Source organism: Candidatus Zixiibacteriota bacterium, from assembly GCA_035380245.1.
GTDB lineage: Bacteria > Zixibacteria > MSB-5A5 > GN15 > FEB-12 > DAOSXA01.
In genome coordinates this window covers 240,813-260,906 of the sequence record DAOSXA010000003.1, presented here as the reverse complement: position 1 = coordinate 260,906, position 20,094 = coordinate 240,813, and the positions used below count along the sequence as shown (strand labels likewise).

At 51.3% G+C, this 20,094-nt stretch carries 16 protein-coding genes and 1 tRNA gene; 4 read left to right on the top strand and 13 right to left on the bottom strand.

Features of this window, described 5'->3' with window-relative positions; translation table 11 throughout:
• Nucleotides 1-14 precede the first annotated feature (14 nt).
• Complete coding sequence (locus PLF13_11450) at nucleotides 15-1,838, bottom strand: sodium:proton antiporter (GenBank protein HOP07891.1); 1,824 nt, start codon at nucleotides 1,836-1,838, stop codon at nucleotides 15-17.
• Nucleotides 1,839-1,983: 145 nt separating this feature from the next.
• Between PLF13_11450 and PLF13_11445 the strand changes: the two genes are divergently transcribed.
• The 4 genes from PLF13_11445 to rsgA all read left to right on the top strand — a co-directional run bounded on the left by PLF13_11445 (nucleotide 1,984) and on the right by rsgA (nucleotide 5,985).
• Nucleotides 1,984-2,976, top strand: a complete 993-nt coding sequence (locus tag PLF13_11445) for a YihY/virulence factor BrkB family protein (GenBank protein HOP07890.1) — start codon at nucleotides 1,984-1,986, stop codon at nucleotides 2,974-2,976.
• A gap of 178 nt (nucleotides 2,977-3,154) precedes the next feature.
• Nucleotides 3,155-3,715, top strand: a complete 561-nt coding sequence (locus PLF13_11440) for a YfiR family protein (GenBank protein ID HOP07889.1) — start codon at nucleotides 3,155-3,157, stop codon at nucleotides 3,713-3,715.
• A gap of 76 nt (nucleotides 3,716-3,791) precedes the next feature.
• On the top strand, nucleotides 3,792-4,580 hold the full coding sequence (locus PLF13_11435) for a DUF4184 family protein (protein ID HOP07888.1): 789 nt from the start codon (nucleotides 3,792-3,794) through the stop codon (nucleotides 4,578-4,580).
• A 301-nt stretch (nucleotides 4,581-4,881) separates the two neighbouring features.
• Nucleotides 4,882-5,985 carry a ribosome small subunit-dependent GTPase A gene (gene rsgA / locus PLF13_11430; GenBank protein ID HOP07887.1) on the top strand — a complete coding sequence of 368 codons (1,104 nt, stop codon included), beginning with the start codon at nucleotides 4,882-4,884 and terminating at the stop codon, nucleotides 5,983-5,985.
• A 47-nt stretch (nucleotides 5,986-6,032) separates the two neighbouring features.
• Here the strand turns inward: rsgA and PLF13_11425 are convergent, their stop codons facing one another.
• The 12 genes from PLF13_11425 to PLF13_11370 form a co-directional block, all read right to left on the bottom strand.
• A complete protein-coding gene (locus PLF13_11425) occupies nucleotides 6,033-7,364 on the bottom strand; it encodes a TolC family protein (protein HOP07886.1) in 1,332 nt (443 codons plus the stop codon).
• Nucleotides 7,361-10,525, bottom strand: a complete 3,165-nt coding sequence (locus PLF13_11420) for an efflux RND transporter permease subunit (protein HOP07885.1) — start codon at nucleotides 10,523-10,525, stop codon at nucleotides 7,361-7,363. Before PLF13_11420 ends, PLF13_11425 begins: the two co-directional genes overlap by 4 nt.
• Nucleotides 10,525-11,664: an efflux RND transporter periplasmic adaptor subunit gene (locus PLF13_11415; GenBank protein ID HOP07884.1), complete on the bottom strand. Its 1,140-nt coding sequence runs from the start codon at nucleotides 11,662-11,664 to the stop codon at nucleotides 10,525-10,527. The genes PLF13_11420 and PLF13_11415 overlap by 1 nt, the downstream gene beginning before the upstream one ends.
• An 80-nt stretch (nucleotides 11,665-11,744) precedes the next feature.
• On the bottom strand, nucleotides 11,745-12,167 hold the full coding sequence (locus PLF13_11410; GenBank protein ID HOP07883.1) for a MarR family transcriptional regulator: 423 nt from the start codon (nucleotides 12,165-12,167) through the stop codon (nucleotides 11,745-11,747).
• 163 nt (nucleotides 12,168-12,330) lie between these two features.
• Nucleotides 12,331-13,806: a tetratricopeptide repeat protein gene (locus PLF13_11405; GenBank protein ID HOP07882.1), complete on the bottom strand. Its 1,476-nt coding sequence runs from the start codon at nucleotides 13,804-13,806 to the stop codon at nucleotides 12,331-12,333.
• Nucleotides 13,807-14,025: 219 nt separating this feature from the next.
• Nucleotides 14,026-14,096 (bottom strand) — tRNA-Gln (locus tag PLF13_11400).
• A 127-nt stretch (nucleotides 14,097-14,223) separates the two neighbouring features.
• Nucleotides 14,224-14,883 carry a thiamine diphosphokinase gene (locus PLF13_11395; protein HOP07881.1) on the bottom strand — a complete coding sequence of 220 codons (660 nt, stop codon included), beginning with the start codon at nucleotides 14,881-14,883 and terminating at the stop codon, nucleotides 14,224-14,226.
• A 1-nt stretch (nucleotide 14,884) separates the two neighbouring features.
• Nucleotides 14,885-15,853 (bottom strand): glucokinase, encoded by a 969-nt coding sequence (locus PLF13_11390; protein ID HOP07880.1) that lies wholly within the window; start codon nucleotides 15,851-15,853, stop codon nucleotides 14,885-14,887.
• 133 nt (nucleotides 15,854-15,986) lie between these two features.
• A complete protein-coding gene (gene rpe, locus PLF13_11385) occupies nucleotides 15,987-16,637 on the bottom strand; it encodes a ribulose-phosphate 3-epimerase (GenBank protein ID HOP07879.1) in 651 nt (216 codons plus the stop codon).
• Nucleotides 16,638-16,684: 47 nt separating this feature from the next.
• Nucleotides 16,685-17,659, bottom strand: a complete 975-nt coding sequence (queG, locus tag PLF13_11380; GenBank protein ID HOP07878.1) for a tRNA epoxyqueuosine(34) reductase QueG — start codon at nucleotides 17,657-17,659, stop codon at nucleotides 16,685-16,687.
• A gap of 64 nt (nucleotides 17,660-17,723) precedes the next feature.
• Nucleotides 17,724-19,112 carry an NADPH-dependent glutamate synthase gene (gene gltA / locus PLF13_11375; protein HOP07877.1) on the bottom strand — a complete coding sequence of 463 codons (1,389 nt, stop codon included), beginning with the start codon at nucleotides 19,110-19,112 and terminating at the stop codon, nucleotides 17,724-17,726.
• 97 nt (nucleotides 19,113-19,209) lie between these two features.
• Nucleotides 19,210-20,088: a sulfide/dihydroorotate dehydrogenase-like FAD/NAD-binding protein gene (locus PLF13_11370; GenBank protein ID HOP07876.1), complete on the bottom strand. Its 879-nt coding sequence runs from the start codon at nucleotides 20,086-20,088 to the stop codon at nucleotides 19,210-19,212.
• Nucleotides 20,089-20,094: the final 6 nt, after the last annotated feature.

The window sequence follows — 20,094 nt, the reverse complement described above, 5'->3', positions numbered from 1 at the left end:
ATAGCTTCGCCCTATTAACGACGGACGCCTTTGTCCCCCTCCAACGGATAGACTAAACAAATTACCGTCTGCCCCGGTTGTGGTTCGAGTTCTGACTCGCTGGTGTTGACTCGCAGTCGTCCGGGCTCCGGGATAACGAAAGCCAGCACGACCTGTTCACCGTATAAAGCGCGGAAATCTTCCCAGGTGAATTCCTCACTTAGCTGCGTCTTCTTGACCACCGCCCCTGAGGATAACATCGAGCGCAACATCGTATAATTGGCATCATCTCCGAACAGGTACCTTCCCCGCAGATAACCGGCCATTTGTCGACGGGTATCACGGCGAGGACGACTCATTTCTACCGGCGGCAGTTGGTATATTTGAGAACGTCCGAACAAGTCAATGAAATGTAACCCGGCAAGGGCGTTGACTTCGTCGTTGGGTGTCATTGAAAGCAAGCGACCGATCCCCTCCAGCGGGACATCGTAATGAAGGTCTTCGGCCAGGATGTTGGTTATATACGCCTTAAGGTCATTTTGCCGCGCTTCGGTAACATTGGCGAAGTTGGTATCGACCAGTACGGTCGGGAATCCTTCAGCCTTGAGAGCCAAAGCCAACTGCTGAGCCAACGGGTGTGCCCCGGCAAAAAGAACACCCTGCGGATCGGGTCGGGCTACTCCTAATCTACGCGCCAGCACCGGTGCGGTCAGACCGTAAACCGCCACCGTCCCCAGAATGACCTTGAAAATGAGCGAGACCAGACGGTCGGTTTCCGGAAAACCTATTTCGGCCAGATGGATGGCAAAAACAGAAACCACCGCAGCCGCTACGATACCTCGAGGCGCCATCCAGGACAGAAAGAGTTTTTCGCGCCAGTTGAGCTTGCTGCCCACACTGGAAATCAAGACGGTAAGCGGCCGCACGATCAGGATTAAAAAAGCAACGAACATCCAGCCACCAAGGTCGTTTACGGCCAAATCAGCGAGAGTAAGACGCGCCGCAAGAATAATGAACAGACTGGAGATGAGAATCACTCGAAGGTTTTCTTTGAACTCGACAATTTGCCGGATTGATACGAAGTGCTGATTTGCCAGAGCAATCCCCATGACCGTTACGGCCGCCAGTCCAGTTTCCGGCTGGACATAGTCAGCAGCTACGTATATCGCTACCACCAGCATAAGCGACATCGGATTCTGGAGATAATCCGGAATGGAATAGGTCTTGAGCAGTAACACCATCACCGCCGCGGCGAGAATACCGAAAACAGCTCCCACAACCAGGGACAGCAGCACTCCCTTAATGACTATCCCGGCGCCGTTTTCCATTGTCCCGGCCGCCAGTACGTTAAATACCACCACCGCTAAGATGGCGCCGATCGGATCGTTAACGATTCCCTCCCATTTTGCAATCGACGCAACCGATCCGATTGGCCTGATCTGGCGCAGGAGCGGCACGATCACGGTAGGGCCTGAAACGGTCAGAATGGCTCCCCCCAGTGCGGCCATTCTCAAATCGACTCCGGCAAGCCAATGGGCCGCCAGAGCTGCCGCCAGCCAGGTAAAAATCAATCCGTATGAAGTCAAACTGAGAATCACTCGACCGACCGACCGCAGTTCTCGAAAATGCAGACTTAGCCCGCCCTCGAACAAAATCAGCGCGACCGATACCGAAACAATGGGAAACAACAACTCGCCGAACAAAGCATCGGGGCGAAGAATCCCTCCTATCGGACCGGCCAGCAATCCCGATACAAGCAGGAGAAGAATCGCCGGCAAATGAAAACGCCAGGCCAACCATTGCGAACAGATACCCAGAACGATAATGCTGGCCAGACCGAGGATCATTTCATGAGACATGCCATATCCTTTCCGCCGCATATTGCATCGATAACGCTATCATGTCGATTAAAACATCGGAAGAGAAACAAGGTTCTTATCAAGAGGCAGTGTATAAGTTATTGAATTCTTGACCTGTCTGCCGACGGACTTTAATTGCGGTAATATGTCTAGCGGAAAAACATATCGGATCCGGCCATTAGTAAAACGGATTTGGGACAGCATCCTGGAGTTAGGACGGGTGGTGTGGTACTACCTGTACGGGCTCTATAGCCGGATCGATGAACATCACATTTTTCTGCTCGCCGGCGGGCTAGCTTTCAGTCTCTTTATCTGCGTAATCCCCCTGGTGTTGATTATTTTTTCTGTAACCGGAGTAGTGCTGGAACAACCGACCATCAGACATGAAATCGAGTTGTTCATTGAGCATACCGTCCCGTATCCGGAACATGCCGAGTTTGTCAAAGATATTGTCTTTAACCGGGTGGAAGAGTTCCGTCATTATAAAAGCGTTGCCGGTTTGATCGGTGTGATCGGAATCCTCCTGGCTTCTTCCAGTCTATTTTCCAGTTTGCGTACTATTCTTAACTCGGTTTATAAAGTCAGGCGACCGGAATCCATTATCTATGGTAAAATCCGTGACCTGGGATTTATTGTACTCGTCCTGGTATTTTTCCTGGTGTCCACCGCTACGGTAACCCTGATCGATATCATCTCCAATTTTATCTCCAATATCCCCTTCTTCTCGACCGAAGGAAATGGGCTGTTAGGTGAAATATGGATGTCTATTTTATCGCTGGTCATCGGCTGGACCGGTTTCTTCCTGGTATATTTTGTGGTCCCGCTAAAGCGCCCGCGCCTAAAAGTAATTCTGGTCTCTGCCACCACAGCCGCTATTCTCTGGCATGTCACAGGTTTTGCCTTCGAACAATACGTAACGAGTTATGTTACGCTCAAACATATCTACGGGGCCTATGCTTTTCTGCTCGCAATCGGCTTCTGGATATACTACACCGCCGTAATCTTCATTGTAGCAGCCGTAATCGGCCAATTGTATCGAGAGCGTTCGAATCGCCTGTTAGCGTTGGAAGCTGAAGAAGCACAATCGGTTGAAGCGTCATTGTCGAATCCCGATGAGATCGAAAACAACGCTGAGTAGCGAAAGAATCCGACCATTAAGTCGATAATAAAAGCAGTATATAGTCAATAATAGTCGACTTCCGGGGCGTAGTAACTGTAGGTCGCGTTCCGGTTGTTATCGAGTATTCATTGTCTCGGTTGCGGTATCGGTCCGACTACGGATCGCAAGCTCTGTATGCTGGAAAGTGGTTGGTTTTATGATTAAGAGCAGGATTTTCTCATCGGCCGTTTTTATCTTTTTTGTGCTGTTTTTCGTGCTTGCATCCCCTACAAGTCATGCTGACGATGCGGTAACCAACATGGCTTCCATGATTACTAAACTGGCCTCTTTCGTCGGTTGGCCTGAAAGCCGAGCGTCCGAAGGAGACGGCAATCTGTTCGTTATCTCAGTGGTAGGCGACTCTCCCCTGCTCCAGAAACTCAAAGAATACAACAAGCAGGAAATCACACCGGGCGTAATGATCAAGGTACGCAAGGTGCCTTCGGATATGATCCCCTCTAATTCTCATGTGCTGGTGATTGGCAATACCGATGCTCTTAGCCTCAAGAAAATGGTAGCACGAGTCGCCGGTACGAGCACTGTCACGGTCAGCTCCGGCTATAACCTTGGCGGCAAGGGAGCAATAATGAATATCTACGAAGAACCGGTCACTTCCAAGGTCGTTGTCGAAATCGATGCCGCGGCCGCCAGATCCGAGCATATCGAAATCAAACCCCAGTTTCTCAAGATTGCTCGCATCCTGAACGCTGAAGATTGATTATCGGTTTACGATTTTTCTCCAGTCGCCACGATTGTAAGTTGAACTATCGCATCCATCCTGACTATAATCGTATATGCCGTTTACCACTTCACATCCAGCGATAGTGCTGCCCCTGAAGCGGTATTTCCCCAAATGCGTTTCACTGTCCGGCCTCATGGCGGGGGCGATGTCTCCCGACTTGATCTACTTCCTGATGGCTGACACCTCCCATCGCGGACTCAGTCATAGCTGGCCCGGCCTGTTCCAGTTTTGTCTCCCGGCCGGGATACTCTTTACCCTGGCTTTTCAATGGCTCGTCAAACGTCCGCTCATTCTTAATTGCCCGCACGCTATTGTCTATCGTATTGGAAATCTGGTAGAGAATCATTTCCGTCTGGTCTCCGGCCGCGACTGGCTGATATTGATCTCATCTGTCCTCATTGGCGCACTGAGTCATTTTTTCTGGGATGCTGCGACTCACGGCAGCGGAGAAATTGTCCGGATGTTCCCGGTGCTAACCACACCTGTTGACTTATTCGGTTTCAATCGTCCCGTATATCGCCTGTTACAACATCTCAGTTCCCTCTTTGGGTTGATTTTCATTCCCTGGTATCTGCTTAAAACCGGACTTGTCAGACCTGCCACGAGAGCTGTACCGGAGCCCAACACGTATACAAAATTGATATTCTGGGGAACCGGATTGGTCTGCGGGCTGGTGGTAGCTACAATTGCTTTAGAGTTATACGAACATAACGTCAGCGACCTGGCCACTTTCGGCCTTGGCGTATGGGCTGGTTTTTTCTGGTGGTCATGCTTGTATTCGCTGGTCGGGGTACGTTTCCGTATAAGACATTTGATTCAAGACCCGTACAGGCAGGAGTAGAGGTTCCGGGCCATATCGGTTTTCCTTGACAAATACAACAAACGATTTTTATTAGATGCGTAAGAAGTGAACTTGATGTTGAAGAAAGGAGGCGTATTCCGTATGACAGCCGTAGCGAAAAAAGTCTCGGTCGTAGTGCGCCTCGGAGGCAACATCCGGTAGATCAACTATCCGATCTGCTCGTTTCAGCCTTCCTCCGGGAAGGTTTCTTTTTGCCTGCCGCGGCGCAGAGCCTAGACTCACCAGAGATCATAACTATCCTCATCCGAACAGATGGATATAATGTAAGGAATATACTGCAATGAGTTTGATAGATTTGGGCTGGAGTCCGTTCTTCGAGGCAACCTTCGCCGAATATGCCGCAATCGGATTACAACCGGCGCGGGTTACCTGTCGGCAAAGGACCGGCTATGACCTGCAGACCGAGCAGGCCGAGTTACAGGCTGATGTCACCGGCGGCTTCCGTCATAAAGCAACCGGACCGGAAACTTACCCGACCGTAGGTGACTGGGTTGCCGTCGAACCGATCGACCATGAGCGCAGCCTTATCCATGCCGTTCTTCCTCGTCGAACCGCCTTCATCCGTAAAGCTACGGCATCGGGCGGCGCCAAGAGCGGCCTGGGACGTCCCGAACAGCAGGTACTGGCAGCCAATGTAGACATTGCTTTGCTGGTTACGGGCCTTGACAATGATTACAACGTACGTCGTATCGAACGTTATTTATCGATTGCCTGGGACAGCGGCGCCGAACCGATCGTGGTGCTCAACAAGGCGGATCTGTGCGATGATGTCGAAGGTCGAGTGGCGGAAATACAAGCCGTCTGTTTCGGCGTTCCGGTCATTGCCGCCAGTGCCGTCACCGAGGTGGGGATTGGCCAACTCAAGGAACGCATAAAACCGGGCCTTACCCTGGTCCTGTTAGGTTCATCAGGTGTCGGGAAATCATCGATCATCAACACCCTGCTCGGCAGTGAACGGCAAGAGGTGGGCCGAGTTCGTCACGGCGACGGACGCGGACGACATACTACTACCTATCGTGAACTGATCCGCTTCCCCGACGGCGGGATGGTTATCGATACTCCCGGAATGCGTGAGATTCATGCCTGGGAAGATCAAGAGGGACTCCGCAAGACTTTTGCCGATATTGAAGAACTGGCCGTGAACTGTCGTTTCGCCGATTGCAGCCATCGCGGCGAACCGGGTTGCGCCGTTATGTCCGCAATCGAATCAGGCGACCTGACGGAAGAGAGGTATCAGTCTTACCTGCGTCTCGAAAAAGAGATGAATCATCTCCGACAAAGGCAGAACGAACGTGAACGGCGTGCTGCGGATCGCGCCTTTGGGAAAAAAATCAAGCGATATAAAGAAGAACATGAACGACTGAAACGTCGCGGGATGAAATAACCGGATACAAAACGGGGTTGTTCGATTCAGACAACCCCGTAAGTAAGTTACATCGTATCGCTCAGAAGCTGACCGAGCAAACGATCCAAACCGAGTCGGGTTAACCGAGCTTGATACTCGGCGCTGATCAATGAAGTCTGCGCCTGAACCAAAGCGGTCTGCGCATCACGGAATTCCAGCGAAGATACCCCACCGACCTCAAGCCGATCCCGCTGGAGCTGCAATTGCTGTTCAGCGGCCTTAACGTTCTGTCGTTCCAGCTCGACCAATTCCAATTGACGACGGAAATCGTCCATCGCCTGAAGCACGTCGCCGCGAAGCTGGTTCTCCGCATCACGAAGTGATAGTCGTTCGTTGTTGAGGGTAATGCGGGCATTTTGAGCCGCGATCCGGTCACGGCGTCCGTTGAATATATTCCAGGCAGCCGAAAGACCGAATGTGGAACTGGAAGTCTCCGTGGAATACCCGCCACCGGCATCGGGAGTCACGGTCCGATCGGTATAGCTGTAGGAAGCGTTGAAATAAACCTTCGGCATGAACGGTGAATGGCTGGCTCGAAGGGACATAAGCGCTGCCTGGGCGTTGCTGCGTTGCAGCTTAAGCCCGCTGTTGCTTTCCATCGCGAGACTGATAGCCGAATCGGTCACCAGACTGAACGGAGGAATATCGATTTCGGGGACAACCTGTAACAGCTCGTCCGCTCCCCTACCGAGCAACAAATTCAACGCCTTAACCGCTTCTTCACGACTCAATTCCTGATTCAGCAGGCTGGCAGCATCGCGATTGTACGATACCTGGGCATTGAGAAAATCGGTCGAGGAAGCTCCGCCGATTTCGTGGCGCACCTCGCTCTGATGCAAACGATCGGCTGAGATGTCCCTCGTTTGGCGAGCTACATCGAGAAGCAGATCCTGTTGCACCAGGTTGAAGAAGGCCGTACCGATCTCCATGACGGTGCCCTCAATGGTTGCTCGTGCCTGAGCCTCTCCCAACCGGGCAAGTTCGCGATACCGACGGTTATCGGCAAACATCTGGAAACCGTCGAATAAGGTCCATTGCAACGCTATCTGAGCCGTGCTGTTGTCGGTTTTACTGTCGCCGACACTGCTTGGTGAGGTCGATGATTCATCGGCATCAGTTTTAGTGGTACTGCCGCTCAAATCCACTTTGGGAAGAAATCCGGCCGTGCCCAGACCGCGGTTGTTCTCGGTGACTCGGGCTTCGTTGCGAGCGATGCGAATGCTGTAGTTTTGCTGCAAACCGATCTCAACCGCTTTCTCGAAAGTGAGCGGTTCTTGTGCAGCGACTACTCCCGTCAACAAGACTAAAACCGCCACCGATCCGACTATAGCGAATGCTTTCCTTATGGTCTTCCTCATTCAGCCAACTCCTCGTGCAATTCCTTGACCGCCGGTTCCAGATTCTCCGGCACCACATTCGTCTCACCTAAAACCGATACATGCCATTTCACCCGCAGCTTGTTTAGTGTCACGAAAGCTGCCGGAAGAATCAACAACAGCACCATGGTGCCAAACACTAAGCCGTAGGCTACGGATATTGCCATTGGTATCAGGAATTTCGCCTGGCGACTCGTTTCCAAAATCAACGGCGCCAATCCCAGGGCCGTAGTCAGAGTAGTGAGCAGAATGGGACGCAAACGGTCGATCCCACCCTTGAAAACCGCGTCCTCAACCTTCATCCCCTGTCTTAGATAACGATTGACCTGTGATACTAAAACGATACTGTCATTGATAACGATTCCGGACAAAGCGATGATACCGATAACCGACAGCATGTTCACATCCAATCCCTGGATTCCGTGCCCCCAAATTGCTCCAAGGACACCGATCGGAATCAACGAGAAAATCAGCATTGCCTGGGCATAAGACCTGAACACCAGAATTACGAGAATCAGCATCCCGAAAAAAGCTATCGGGAACACTCTAGCGATCGATCCGGACATTTTATCCTGATCACGGGACTGACCTTCGAACGAAGCGGTTACACCATTAACCTGACTCATCACACGCGGGAGAACATCGATCTCGATCTCTTCGAGAATCGGCGGCAGACTGGCGGTGGCATCGGTCAGGTTAGCCTCCACGCGTACCTCCCGTTTACGATCGAGATGGGATATCTGCGTAATACCCCGGGCAATCTGATAAGACGCCAGTTCATTGAAAGGGTATTCTTCACCGCCGGGTGTCCGGATGCGCATCTGATCGAGAAAGCCAAGGGCGCTACGATCTTCGTCGCGATATCGCACCCAGACTTTGATCTCATCACGCCCGCGCTGGATTCGTTGAATCTCCTGGCCATAGAAGGCCTGCCGCACTTGTCCGACTATGTCATGCACCGTTAAACCGAGCGCGTGAGCACGCGGCTTAAGGGAAATAGACAACTCACGCCGTCCCCTCTGGTCAGTGTCGGTTACATCCTTAAGTGCGCTGAAATCGCTGATCTCTTTTCTCATGAGCTGCCGGGCGATTTCCAACTGGCCCGCATCTTTACCGAGCAGACTTATCGAAACCGGTTTGCCGAAGAAACTCGTACGACCGAACGTAATCTGCTCCGCTTCGGGAACCGGTCCGACCTGATCGCTTATCATATTGGAGATCACGTAACTGTCCATATCGCGTCGTTCACCATCCAGTAGCTGAATAGTAAGCTGACCGGTATGACTGCCGCTCTCTCCCAATGAGTTGGCGCCGATATTGCGCTTGATACCGGTGATTACATCAAGGCTGTCGGGACGATCTTCTTTCAATTTCCGAGCCACTTCCCAGGTAGCTTTTTCTATTCTACTGAGAACGGCGTTAGTCTCCGCTTCCTGGCTGCCGGCTACCAGAGATAAATTAACCGGCACGGTGTCGCCGTCGACATACGGGAAAAACGTAAAACCAATTATACGCCCGCCCATCAAGCCGATCGTTATCAACACCATGGCTGCGGGAATCATAAGCGTCACCGTCGGATTACGTAGTGACCAGCGCAACATGGGCGCATAAACCTTGTGTGTCATGGCACTGATAATACGCTCGATTCGCACCCTGATCGCCGAGGTTTCACGACTACGATCAAGAGCTTTGGAGTGAGCCAAATGTGACGGCAAAATGAAAAACGCCTCGAGCAACGAGAACAACAAAGATGCAATAACCACCAGTGCCATTTGCCAGATGAACTTGCCAAGCATGCCGTCTAAAAAGAAGAAAGGCAGAAAAGCGATGACGGTAGAAATAACCGAACTTCCAACCGGTGCAATGACCTCCATCGTTCCGTCAATTGCAGCTTTTACCGCCGGCACCCCCTGTTCCCATTTGGCAAAGATATTTTCTCCGACCACGATGGCATCATCTACCAGGATACCGACCACCAGAATCATGCCGAAGAGGGAGATGGCATTAATCGTGATTCCCCAGGCAGAAACAACCAGAAACATGCCCGCGAACGAAAGAGGAATACCCATTGCCACCCAGAACGATAATCGCAGATTAAGGAAGAAACCCAACGATCCGACCACCAACAGCAAACCAATCAAGCCGTTGCGCACCAGCATATCAAGACGTTGCCGAAGCAGCACGGTACGATCGTCCCAGACAATGGCATGCACCGAGGGATTGGCGTCATTGAAAGCATTTACCATAGTATAGGTGGTGTCTGCAATGAAGAGAATATCCTCACTGGAGGTCTGGTCAATGTTCAGAATAAGCGCATTCTGACCATTATAAAACCGCCGTACCGGATTGTCTTCCCAGCGTTCAACCACCTCGGCAACATCCGCGAGCCGTACAACTGAACCGTCGGAATTACCACGGATCGGTATCGCCAACAAGTCAGACACATAATACCCGCGGCCCCAGGCGCGGATGAGAATTTCTTCGTTCCGAGTATCGAACTTACCGCCGGAGATATTGATATTGGCTTCCTGCACAGCTGTTGCGATTTCATCAAATCGTAGACCATACCGTTCCAGATCGGCTTCTGAAACCTGAATCGCAAATTCCAGATCGGGAAGACCTTCGATTTCAACCTGTGATAGCCCGTCAATGGCCAATAAGTCATCACGGAAATCTTCAACGATATACTTGAGCTGATAGAGATCGGTCTCCCCATAAATCAACACCGACAAAGAACGTGACCGGAACTTCTCTTCCTGAATCACCGGCTCTTCAGCATCGTCGGGGAAAGTATTGATACCGTCCACGGCATTTTTAATATCGGCCAGCACTTTATCCATGTTGTAGTCCTGGACTACTTCCACCGTGACAACGCCGACATTCTCGCTGGAGACCGATGTTACCCGCTCGACTCCGTCAAGTCCTTCGAGGTTTTCTTCAACTTTGAGAACTACTCCCTCGGCCACCTCTTCCGGTGAAGCCCCGGGATAAGGCAATTGGATCGTAATTCGATCGGGGCGCGTCTCAGGGAAAAACGAATAACGCATGTTGGCCAGACCGATCAGACCAAAGACCAGAAGTGAGAACATGAGAACCGTTACCCATACCGGGTAGCGGACAAAGTAACGGATGAGTTTACCCATCAAATGCCCTCCTGCCCGATATTCTGTCTCGGCCGGGCAGGATCACCCGGAGCTACTCCCTGCAGCATCTGTATGACGAGACTATCACCGTTCTTCAAACCGCCGTTGACCAATGCTATCTCAGTCTCCTTACGAGCGATCTCGATCGACTGCAATTGCAGAGCGCCGTCACGAATCAAATAAACATAGTGGTCGTCATAAATCGCCGAACGAGGTACGGCAATGGCTGAAGCAAGCTCTTGACCCGGGATCTGCCCTTCAACGAAAGTTCCGTCGATTATCGCATCCCCGGCATTTTCCAAACGTACATAAGCTTTAATCGTCTGGGTGTTCTTATCGATACTCTGCCCTATTCGAACCACCCGGCCATTGAAATCCTTGTCCAATTCCCGTGAATGCAGCGTCACGACAGCCCCGATTTTGAGCCAGGGGACATCGTTGATACTTACGGGAAACTCTACCTCCATCGCCTCCAGATTAACGATTGAACCGATCACACTACCCGCACGAGCGGCCGATCCGGCTCGGAGACTCGCCGAAACCACACTGGCATCGAAAGGCGCCACAAAATGGTGTTTCTCCAGAGTGACCTCCTGCTCCAGAGCCTGAAAATATAGCTGGTAAACATTGTAGCGCGAAAGATACAGCTTCATTTTAGCATTGGCCGCTTCCGGCATCGAGGGTAACGGCTCATCAAAATTACAGGCTTCGAAATAGCCCTGCCAAACTTTGTATTGATCGGGGAAGTCGATCTTTATTTCCGGTAAAACCGAGGCCAGAGCATTCAGGAGTTGACTCTCGGTAGCATTCAGACTATAGGTCGCCTGTCGATCATCAACCTTGATCATCATTTCACCGCGCCGAAACAACGCACCCGGCCGGAAGTTGTGATCGCCGTCAACCAGCACACCGGCGACCTCACTTACCAGATCGATCGGCTGGGCGCTGACGATTCGACCATATACTTCGATCTGCGAAACGATATCTTCCAGCACCACTTCCTCCACCTCAACGGTACGGGTTCTCGGGGGCGGAGTCCGCTTGGACTCAGTTCCGCGAAAACTGAGGAAGAGAAACATCAAACCGATTCCTGCCACCAGGATAACTACCGGGAATACTATTTTTGCGGCACGTGTCATGTAACACCTTTCCTGTTATTCTAATTCGATCCCAGGTTCTGTCGGGATCGGAACAACCTTCTTTTCAATCAGCGATCTCGCTATCCCTCAACGCATCCAGTCGACGAAAGCACCTGAGACAGGTTCTCCCGAACGCTCTTAAGAACTTTTTCCACACACGTTTTGTCACGAGCTCCGATCCCCTTCAAGGCACACCGGTGCGCTTCATCGAGGGCATCCTGAATCGGTCCACGAAGTTTCTCTCCGCGAGCGGTCAACGAAACGAGCTTGTGGCGTCGATCCTCCCGTGCGGTTTTCCGCTTGACCAGGCCGCGTTTCTCCAGATCATCAAGCCAGCGAGTCGTACTGGTCTTATCCCGAGCAAGACAGGCGACAATCTCATGCTGAGGTAATTCCCCGGCATCCCCCGTCTTCAGAATGACTACAGCGTGATCGAATGATAAGGCAAGGCCGGCTTCATCGAGTAATTGCTGGGTATAACGCCGAAGCAGCCAAGCTGTCATACCGAGAGACTTACCAAAAACCTGCCTTCGATCGTCGGGATGCTTTATCATAATAGAGTTATTACATCCATTTTATGGTTGTTGATCACAATAGTTGTGAATGTAAACTATCCTAGCAGGATGTCAAGGACAATCGCTCTATCGAGACGCGGTCCGTATGAGTTTATTGTACCAGAAGAGAAACGGCCAGATTCATAGCTCTCTCACGCACCAGAGCGTATTCCAGACTGCCCGGCTGGTTGTATTCGGAGACTTCCTTGAACAGCTTGCGGGCATTATCCAACTCGCCTCTCCCCTGCAATGCCAGCCCCATTTGAAATAAGGCATAGGGACTCTGTCGATCGGTCTGACTGAGTTCCTTGACCGCCTTATCGTAATCACGTTCATACAAAGCGATTATCCCGGCCAGAAGGTGCACCGTGCGAATTTCAGCCGGCACTTTGCGTGCCATAATCTGTTCGGAATAAGAAGCGAACCGCGCCTGGGCCGTAGCGAGGTCTTTGCGGGCCAAAGCGACTCTAGCCATGTTGAACAGATAGCGCCGCTCGACACCTTCCTGCAAGGGCTTGGACAGATCCGATCGGCGGGACAGTCTCGAAGCCTCCTGGAAAGTTTTGGCCGCCTCGGTAACCTGGCCCGATTCGAGCAGTACCGTTCCGATAGTGAACAAGTCGTTTATCTGAGCCGGGTAATCCTGGGTTTCTTCGGTTATCTCATACCGTTGATGCAGAGTTTTTATGGCGTCCGTATAATTTTGCTGATCAATGTATGTGACCGCAATCATACGTAGAGCCTCACGTTTATAAGCACTCATATCGGATCGATCAAATAAAACGCTCGCCTCCGCCCGGGCATCATCATATCTGCCCAGCAGCATCAGGTTGCTGGCGACACCGGTGTACGAGGCGGAAAAGCTCGAATCGACTTCAAGCGCTCGGCTATAATAGACGATTGAGCTATCGAATTGCCCCATTTTCATCAACAGATCGGCATAGGAATCATAGGGATTGGGGTCGTCGGGGATCAATTCGATATAACGTTGCAAGGCTTTTTCCGCTTTGTTAAAATTGCCCAAAGCTCGTTCGGCGTAACCCTCCATATTGTAGGCTTGAGAGAAGGACGGCGCTAATTCATGTACTTTTTCGAATTGATCAATAGCTTTACGGTATTCCTGCTGGGAATAATAATAATTGCCGAGTAATTCCTGGACACGTTCATCCTTAGGATACATCTCGACCAGCTTGTCAAGGGCGCTGTATTGCCCGGCGACATCGTTGTTCGATCCGGCAACGAAGAAATCGATCAGCAGCCGTTCGCCGGGGCTGACTTTATCTCGGAGGGCCGCAGCCTCGCGGATATGCTCCAGCGCACGGCGCGAGTTCTGCATGACCTGAGTAATCTCCAGGTGGGCGCGAGCGAAATCGGGGTCTTCCTCCAGGGCAAGATTGAGATAATGCTGTGCTTCCGAAATCCGTAACCGTTCGCCATAATCACGCCCTTTAAGATAATTCTCCAGAGCTTCGTCAGAAGTTGTGGTTATCGGCAGTTTTTCACTGATGTCAGAGCGGCATCCCACCAGCCAAACTACCAGGATTGCAATTACCGTCGTAATTATCAGATTGCGAATGAGCAGATTCATTCAAATCCTTTCGTCCCATATAACCACACTTTATTTAGATGGGTTACATGAACAGTAAAATCAAGCTAAAACGCGGGGTTTCCACAGCCCGGCATTATCTCTTCAACATGTATCTCAGCCCAGAGTTTCTCAGTTCTATTCTCTAATATATCTTACTGGTAATTACGCAAAGATTCTGTGGAGGGTTTAGATTGAATGTAAATGGGGACAAAAGAAAAGCTGGGAGACAGGGATTCGAACCCCGATACTACGGTCCAGAGCCGCATGTCCTACCGTTGGACGATCTCCCAGTAACATAAGTCACTATCGGTATTTGATCGGCTATTCTGTAGCAGCTTCCGATCAACTAAGTCCCGAATATATGTGTTAAGCACAGCTTGTCAAGACGGTAAATCAACAATTTATCATATCTCCCGATCATAGTTCGACACCACCGAAAGCGTGATATACCAGAGCCTTCCCCTTCACCGTAACGGCAGCTCGCCCTGTCGCCAGACGGTTTCTCAAACTATGACTCTCCCCTCTTCGGACTCTCAGATCGCAGACGTCATAATCCGTCCCGGTCAATGTAAGTCGGATATTTGCCCCGACCGGTATTACCGACAAACGGTCACCCCGACAACGCCTGAAAACAAGGGAATCATCCTGTATGGCGAATATCTCGAACCGGTGGTTGATCAACCGCAGTCGCTCCAGGTAATTGAGCCTCCTTGAGGGTGACCCAAATCGCAGGAGCTCAACAACACCCAGAAAATGGTCGACTTCACCGATTACAGGCATGGCTATATCAATCCTCTTTGCCCCCCGCTGAAGACAGAGGTCAAGAGCCAGTTCCAGATCTGTCTTGCTTTTGTTTATGGGATAAGAGATGATCTCCGTTTTATCGAGCAGTTTGCGGGGAGGCTTGCCAACCGAGTCCATGTCTCCGATAAGCAGGTCGGGAGGCAAATCGCTCTTAATGAAAAAACGGAGACCTCCATCCACCGCAACACGGAAAGCCCTCTTTGAAAGCTGTTGATAAAAATCGAGAAAATTCGAAGGGTATCTTCCCGGCAGATAGAAAACAAAGGATTTCATGCTACATCGTCAGTGCCATCGCTGCGGCTCCGGTAAGAGCTGTGCGACCATCGAGAGAAACTTTAATTGGGATCCCGGCCAGCACCTGATCCATCTTCCCCATACGGATCATACGATCGACAAAACGCGCTTTGTCAATAAGCGTAATAATCTGTGGTTCAATCAGTCCAACCAGATAAATACCGCCGAGGGTTAAGCCTTTCAGGGCCAAATTGGCCACTTCAGTAGCCAGACAGTCAACGAACATGTCCACAGTCTGGACTGCCACCGGATCGTTCCCGGCAAGACCATGCTCGATCACCGAGGAGACTTTATCCGAAGCTTTCTTAAACCAATCAGGCGTTACCGCCCGCTCTCGCTCTATCAGAAAGCGGTAAATTCGCTCCAGTCCGCTGGTGCTGATAACATCTTCGGCCTCGACATAACCCTGCTGCGAATAGATATACTCCCATAATTCCATTTCAAGTTGATTCCCGGGAGTGAAACCAGAATGCCCTCCCTCAGAAGCGAATGGGATATATTTATCGCCGCTATACATGATCAGGGCCTGCCCCAGACCGCTCCCGGCGGCAATCAGACCAATGTTTCCCTGACGAGTGCTGACCCCCTCGTTAATCGTAAAAAATTTGTTTTCATCAAGCAGAAACAGACCACGAGCCGTAGCCACCAGATCGTTGATCAAGCGACAACGTTCCAAAGAAAACTCCCGGGCAAGCCCTTTGCCTTTCAGATGCCAGGGGATATTGGTTGTGCGAACTTCGTTATCAATAACCGGTCCGGCCACCCCCAAACACATAGCTCTTATATTCACCCCAACTCGTGAGATATAAACAGCCATAATCGACTGGAAATCGGAGAAATCCTTATTGATAAAGGTGACTCGGTCCTGAAGTTGAACTTGACCTCGCTGTTCTTTAACAATGGCCAACTCGACTGTCTTAGCTGTTATATATCCCGCGACAATACCCATATTATTCCTTAACCGAACCGTGTGTGTGCAACCACTGTCGGCGTGCGCAGCATAAGCAGTCTATCCATGATTTTCAAGGAAAATCGGGATAGACATTCGAACGAGACTTTCGTAGAAATACTATCTACTACTGTCACTTAATGTTATGAACAAGATCAACTAGCGCCGAACGGTCTGTAGCACTGAAAAAAGCCGTTCCCATGACTAGAATATCGGCTCCGGCAGCTACTACTTTGGCGGCATTTCCTGCATCTACGCCGCCATCTACCATGATTTTAGTTGGAAGACCATCAGCGTCGATTCTGGCCCGAGCGGCCGCTACAGTGTCAAGAGTTGACTCAATGAAGCTTTGACCGCCAAAACCCGGGAATACCGACATTACCAGCAATAGCTCGAATTGATCCAGATACGGTAAAACCAGGTCGGCTTTTTTATCCGGATTAAGTGAAATACCGGCCTGGACACCCAGGTCATGGAGCTGTTTAGCGAACGGACGAGGATCGGGATGGACTTCAATATGGAAAGTGATCGAATCGGACCCGGCTTTAACGAACGCCTCAAAGTACTTCTCAGGCTCGGAAAGCATCAGATGCGTGTCAAGAAACAGATCGGTGGTCTTATTAATGGTTTTCACGACTGCCGGACCAAAAGAGATGTTCGGCACGAAATGGCCGTCCATGATATCGAGATGAAGCATATCCGCACCGGCAGCGGCGGCGTCAAGGATTTCGTTGTTCAATCGACCGAAATCCGCACCTAATACAGAGGGAGCGATTTTTGCCATGACCAAAGATGTACGATTCCGCTCCTCAAGGCAAGTCCTGTCTACGTTCATTCCTCGGTTCTGTTTTGGACTACAATCCGGGCATTGCGAACAAGTCCCTTAAGCTTGGGACGTGTGAGCGGTGTTCCGGCCGTTAAAGCGAGGAATTCCTCATCGCTCTCCATATTCGATACCCGCTCAAGATCAAGAAACTCACCGACACCGGCTTCTACCTTGAATTCCTTGTGGTTGGCAGGTTTGGCACGATGCTGATTGTGCGGGCAAACTTCCTGACATATATCGCAGCCGAATACGTTTTCATTCATCGTGCGGGCGATGTCGAAGGGAATATCGTCGCTGGTTTCGATGGTCCAATATGACAGACAACGGTTGGCGTCCACGACACGGTCGGACACGATTGCCCCCGTGGGGCAGGCATCGATGCAGCGCCGACAAGTCCCACAACGACCGTGCTCCCCAATCCAGGTTTGATCCGGCTTCAAATCCAGATCCGTCACGATTTCAGCCAGAAAGAACCAACTACCGTACTGCTTATTAATCAGGAGACCATGTTTACCGACATAACCTAATCCGGCCTTCTCGGCGTAAGCTTTTTCCATAAACGGGCCATAATCGACCCAGAATTTGAACCGAGGCGGATTCGTTAAAACAGCGTCACGGTTCAATTCATCTTCGATCCGTGCGATCAATTCCTGGCAGAGTTTTGACAGGACTTTATGATAGTCCCGCCCTCGGGCATAGCGTGCGACACGCCCCTTACCCGGTGGAATTACTTCCGAGTTTGGCTGATAATAGTTGAGACCAAGCATTATTACCGAGCGAACGTTGTCCATCAGGCTACGGGGATCCAGACGGCGACTCAGACTGGTCTTAAGCCAGTCCATGTCGGCATGGTAACCGGCATCGAGCCATCTATGAATGCGTTGGATCGCCTCGGGAATCGGGTCCGGCCGTGTAATGCCACATAGATCGAAGCCACACGCGGCGGCCAATTGCTTGATCAGGGAGCTGTCGATTTTCATATCTTCAATATAATCGCACAAAAAAGGCGGGTTATCAACCCGCCTTATCATCAAAGCCCGAAGGCTATTTCTTTTCCATAATGTACTTATGGATAGCCCGTGCCGCCTTCTTCCCGGCTCCGGCCGCCAGAATAACAGTCGCGCCGCCGGTAACAATATCACCACCGGCAAACACACCCGGCCGCGAGGTTTCCATCGTTTCCTCGTTAACCGTGATGTTCCCCCAGCGGTTAACATCGAGCCCCGGAGTCGTACGGGGAATGAGCGGGTTGGAGGAGTTGCCGATCGCAACCACGACCAGATCCACATCCATAATGTAGTTGGAGCCCTCGATAGGAACCGGCCGACGACGCCCCGAGGCATCCGGCTCGCCGAGTTCCATCTTGAGCAGTTCCATCGCCTTCACCTTACCCTGATCGTCACCGATAAATCTGATCGGTGTCGTCAACAGGTGGAACTGAACCCCTTCCTGCCTGGCATGGTGAACTTCCTCGATCCTGGCCGGCATTTCCGCTTCAGATCGACGATAGACGATGTAAGCGTTATCCGCACCGAGTCTCAGAGATGTACGTACGGAATCCATGGCCGTGTTGCCGCCGCCCAACACCGCTACGTTCTTACCGTGAATGATCGGCGTATCGTTGTTCGGGAAATCATAAGCCCGCATCAGGTTCGAACGGGTCAGGTATTCGTTGGAGGAATATACCCCGATCAGGTTCTCACCCGGGATCCCCATGAAATTCGGCAGTCCGGCCCCGGTACCGATGAAAACGGCATCGAATCCCTGTTCGAATAATTCGTCGATGGTGTCCATTTTACCGATGACAGTCGAATTCTCGAATTCTACACCGGTATCGGCCATAGCATCACATTCCGCTTGTACGATTTTCTTCGGCAAACGGAATTCTGGGATACCGTATACGAGCACGCCACCCGGCTTATGCAATGCTTCGAAAATGGTCACTTTATGGCCCAGTTTAATAAGGTCGCCGGCAACGGTCAAACCGGCCGGTCCGGAACCAACAATGGCCACCTTCTTACCGGTTGCCGGAGCAACTTTCGGCGCCTGGACCAGGTTATTCTCACGCTCGTAGTCCGCTACGAAGCGCTCCAGATAACCGATAGCCACCGGCTTGAACTTCTTGCCCAGCGTGCAGAGCATTTCGCATTGTTCTTCCTGCGGACATACTCGACCACAGACTGCGGGAAGCGCGTTGGTTTCTTTGATTTTGCGGGCTGCGCCGGCAAAATCTTTGTCGAGGATTAACTTGATAAAACCCGGGATGTCCACTTCGACCGGACAGCCGCTTACGCACGGTTGCTTCTTGCATTCGATACAGCGGGCGGCTTCCAACATGGCCTGTTCCTCGTTCAGACCACACGGGACTTCCCTGAAATTATGTATGCGCTCGGTTGGATCCTGCTCGGGCATCTTCACCCGAGGGATCTCCATGCGCTCTTTTTTCGGCAAATTTTTAAGATCTTTGGTCACGTCCAACTCCGTCAGTTGTCGATCGACTCAACTGTTTCCTCTAGATACGTTTCGACGATTACTTTTCGTCGGGGTATTTGAAGCCCTCCACCGCCGGCGCCAACCGACAACCGGGCTCAGCAATGAAATGTTTCATAGCCGCACGTTCCTGTTCCTTATAGGCCCCCAGGCGCTTCGTAAGCGTATCGAAATCTACCTTGTGACCGTCAAAGTCGGGACCATCGACACAAGCGAATTTGGTCTCATCGCCGACCTGCACGCGGCAACCACCGCACATGCCGGTGCCATCGATCATCAACGGATTCAGCGATACCCATGTCGGCACCTTGTAGTCCCGCGTCAGATTGGCCACAACACGCATCATCGGAACCGGTCCGATCGCCATGATCATGCCCACCTTCTCACCGCTGTCAAGAATCTGCTTAAGAACATCCGACACGAAACCGTGATGGCCGTAGGAACCGTCATCAGTGCAAATATGCAACTCATCCGCCACACCCTTGTGTTCATCTTCGTAGAAGATGAACTCTTTGGAGCGTGCACCGATGATCGTAATAACTTTATTGCCGGCTTCTTTGTATGCCTGGGCAATAGGATAGATCGGAGCAATTCCGATTCCTCCACCCACCAGGATAGCCGTCCCCCAATTGTCTACGTGAGACGGTACTCCCAATGGGCCAACTGTATCAGATATCTCACCGCCATCCGGAATGGTCGTCATGAGAGCCGAGGTCTTTCCTACAACCTGATAAATGATCGTAAGGAGTCCATTCTCGCGGTCAAGACCGGCGATCGACATAGGTACACGCTCACCTGTCTCATTGACTCGCAGAATTACAAACTGACCGGCTTTCGCTTTCTTAACCAGGCGCGGGATTTCGACCCGCATTTTCCAGACCATCGGTCCAATCTGGATATTATCAACAACTTTAGGCATCTATCT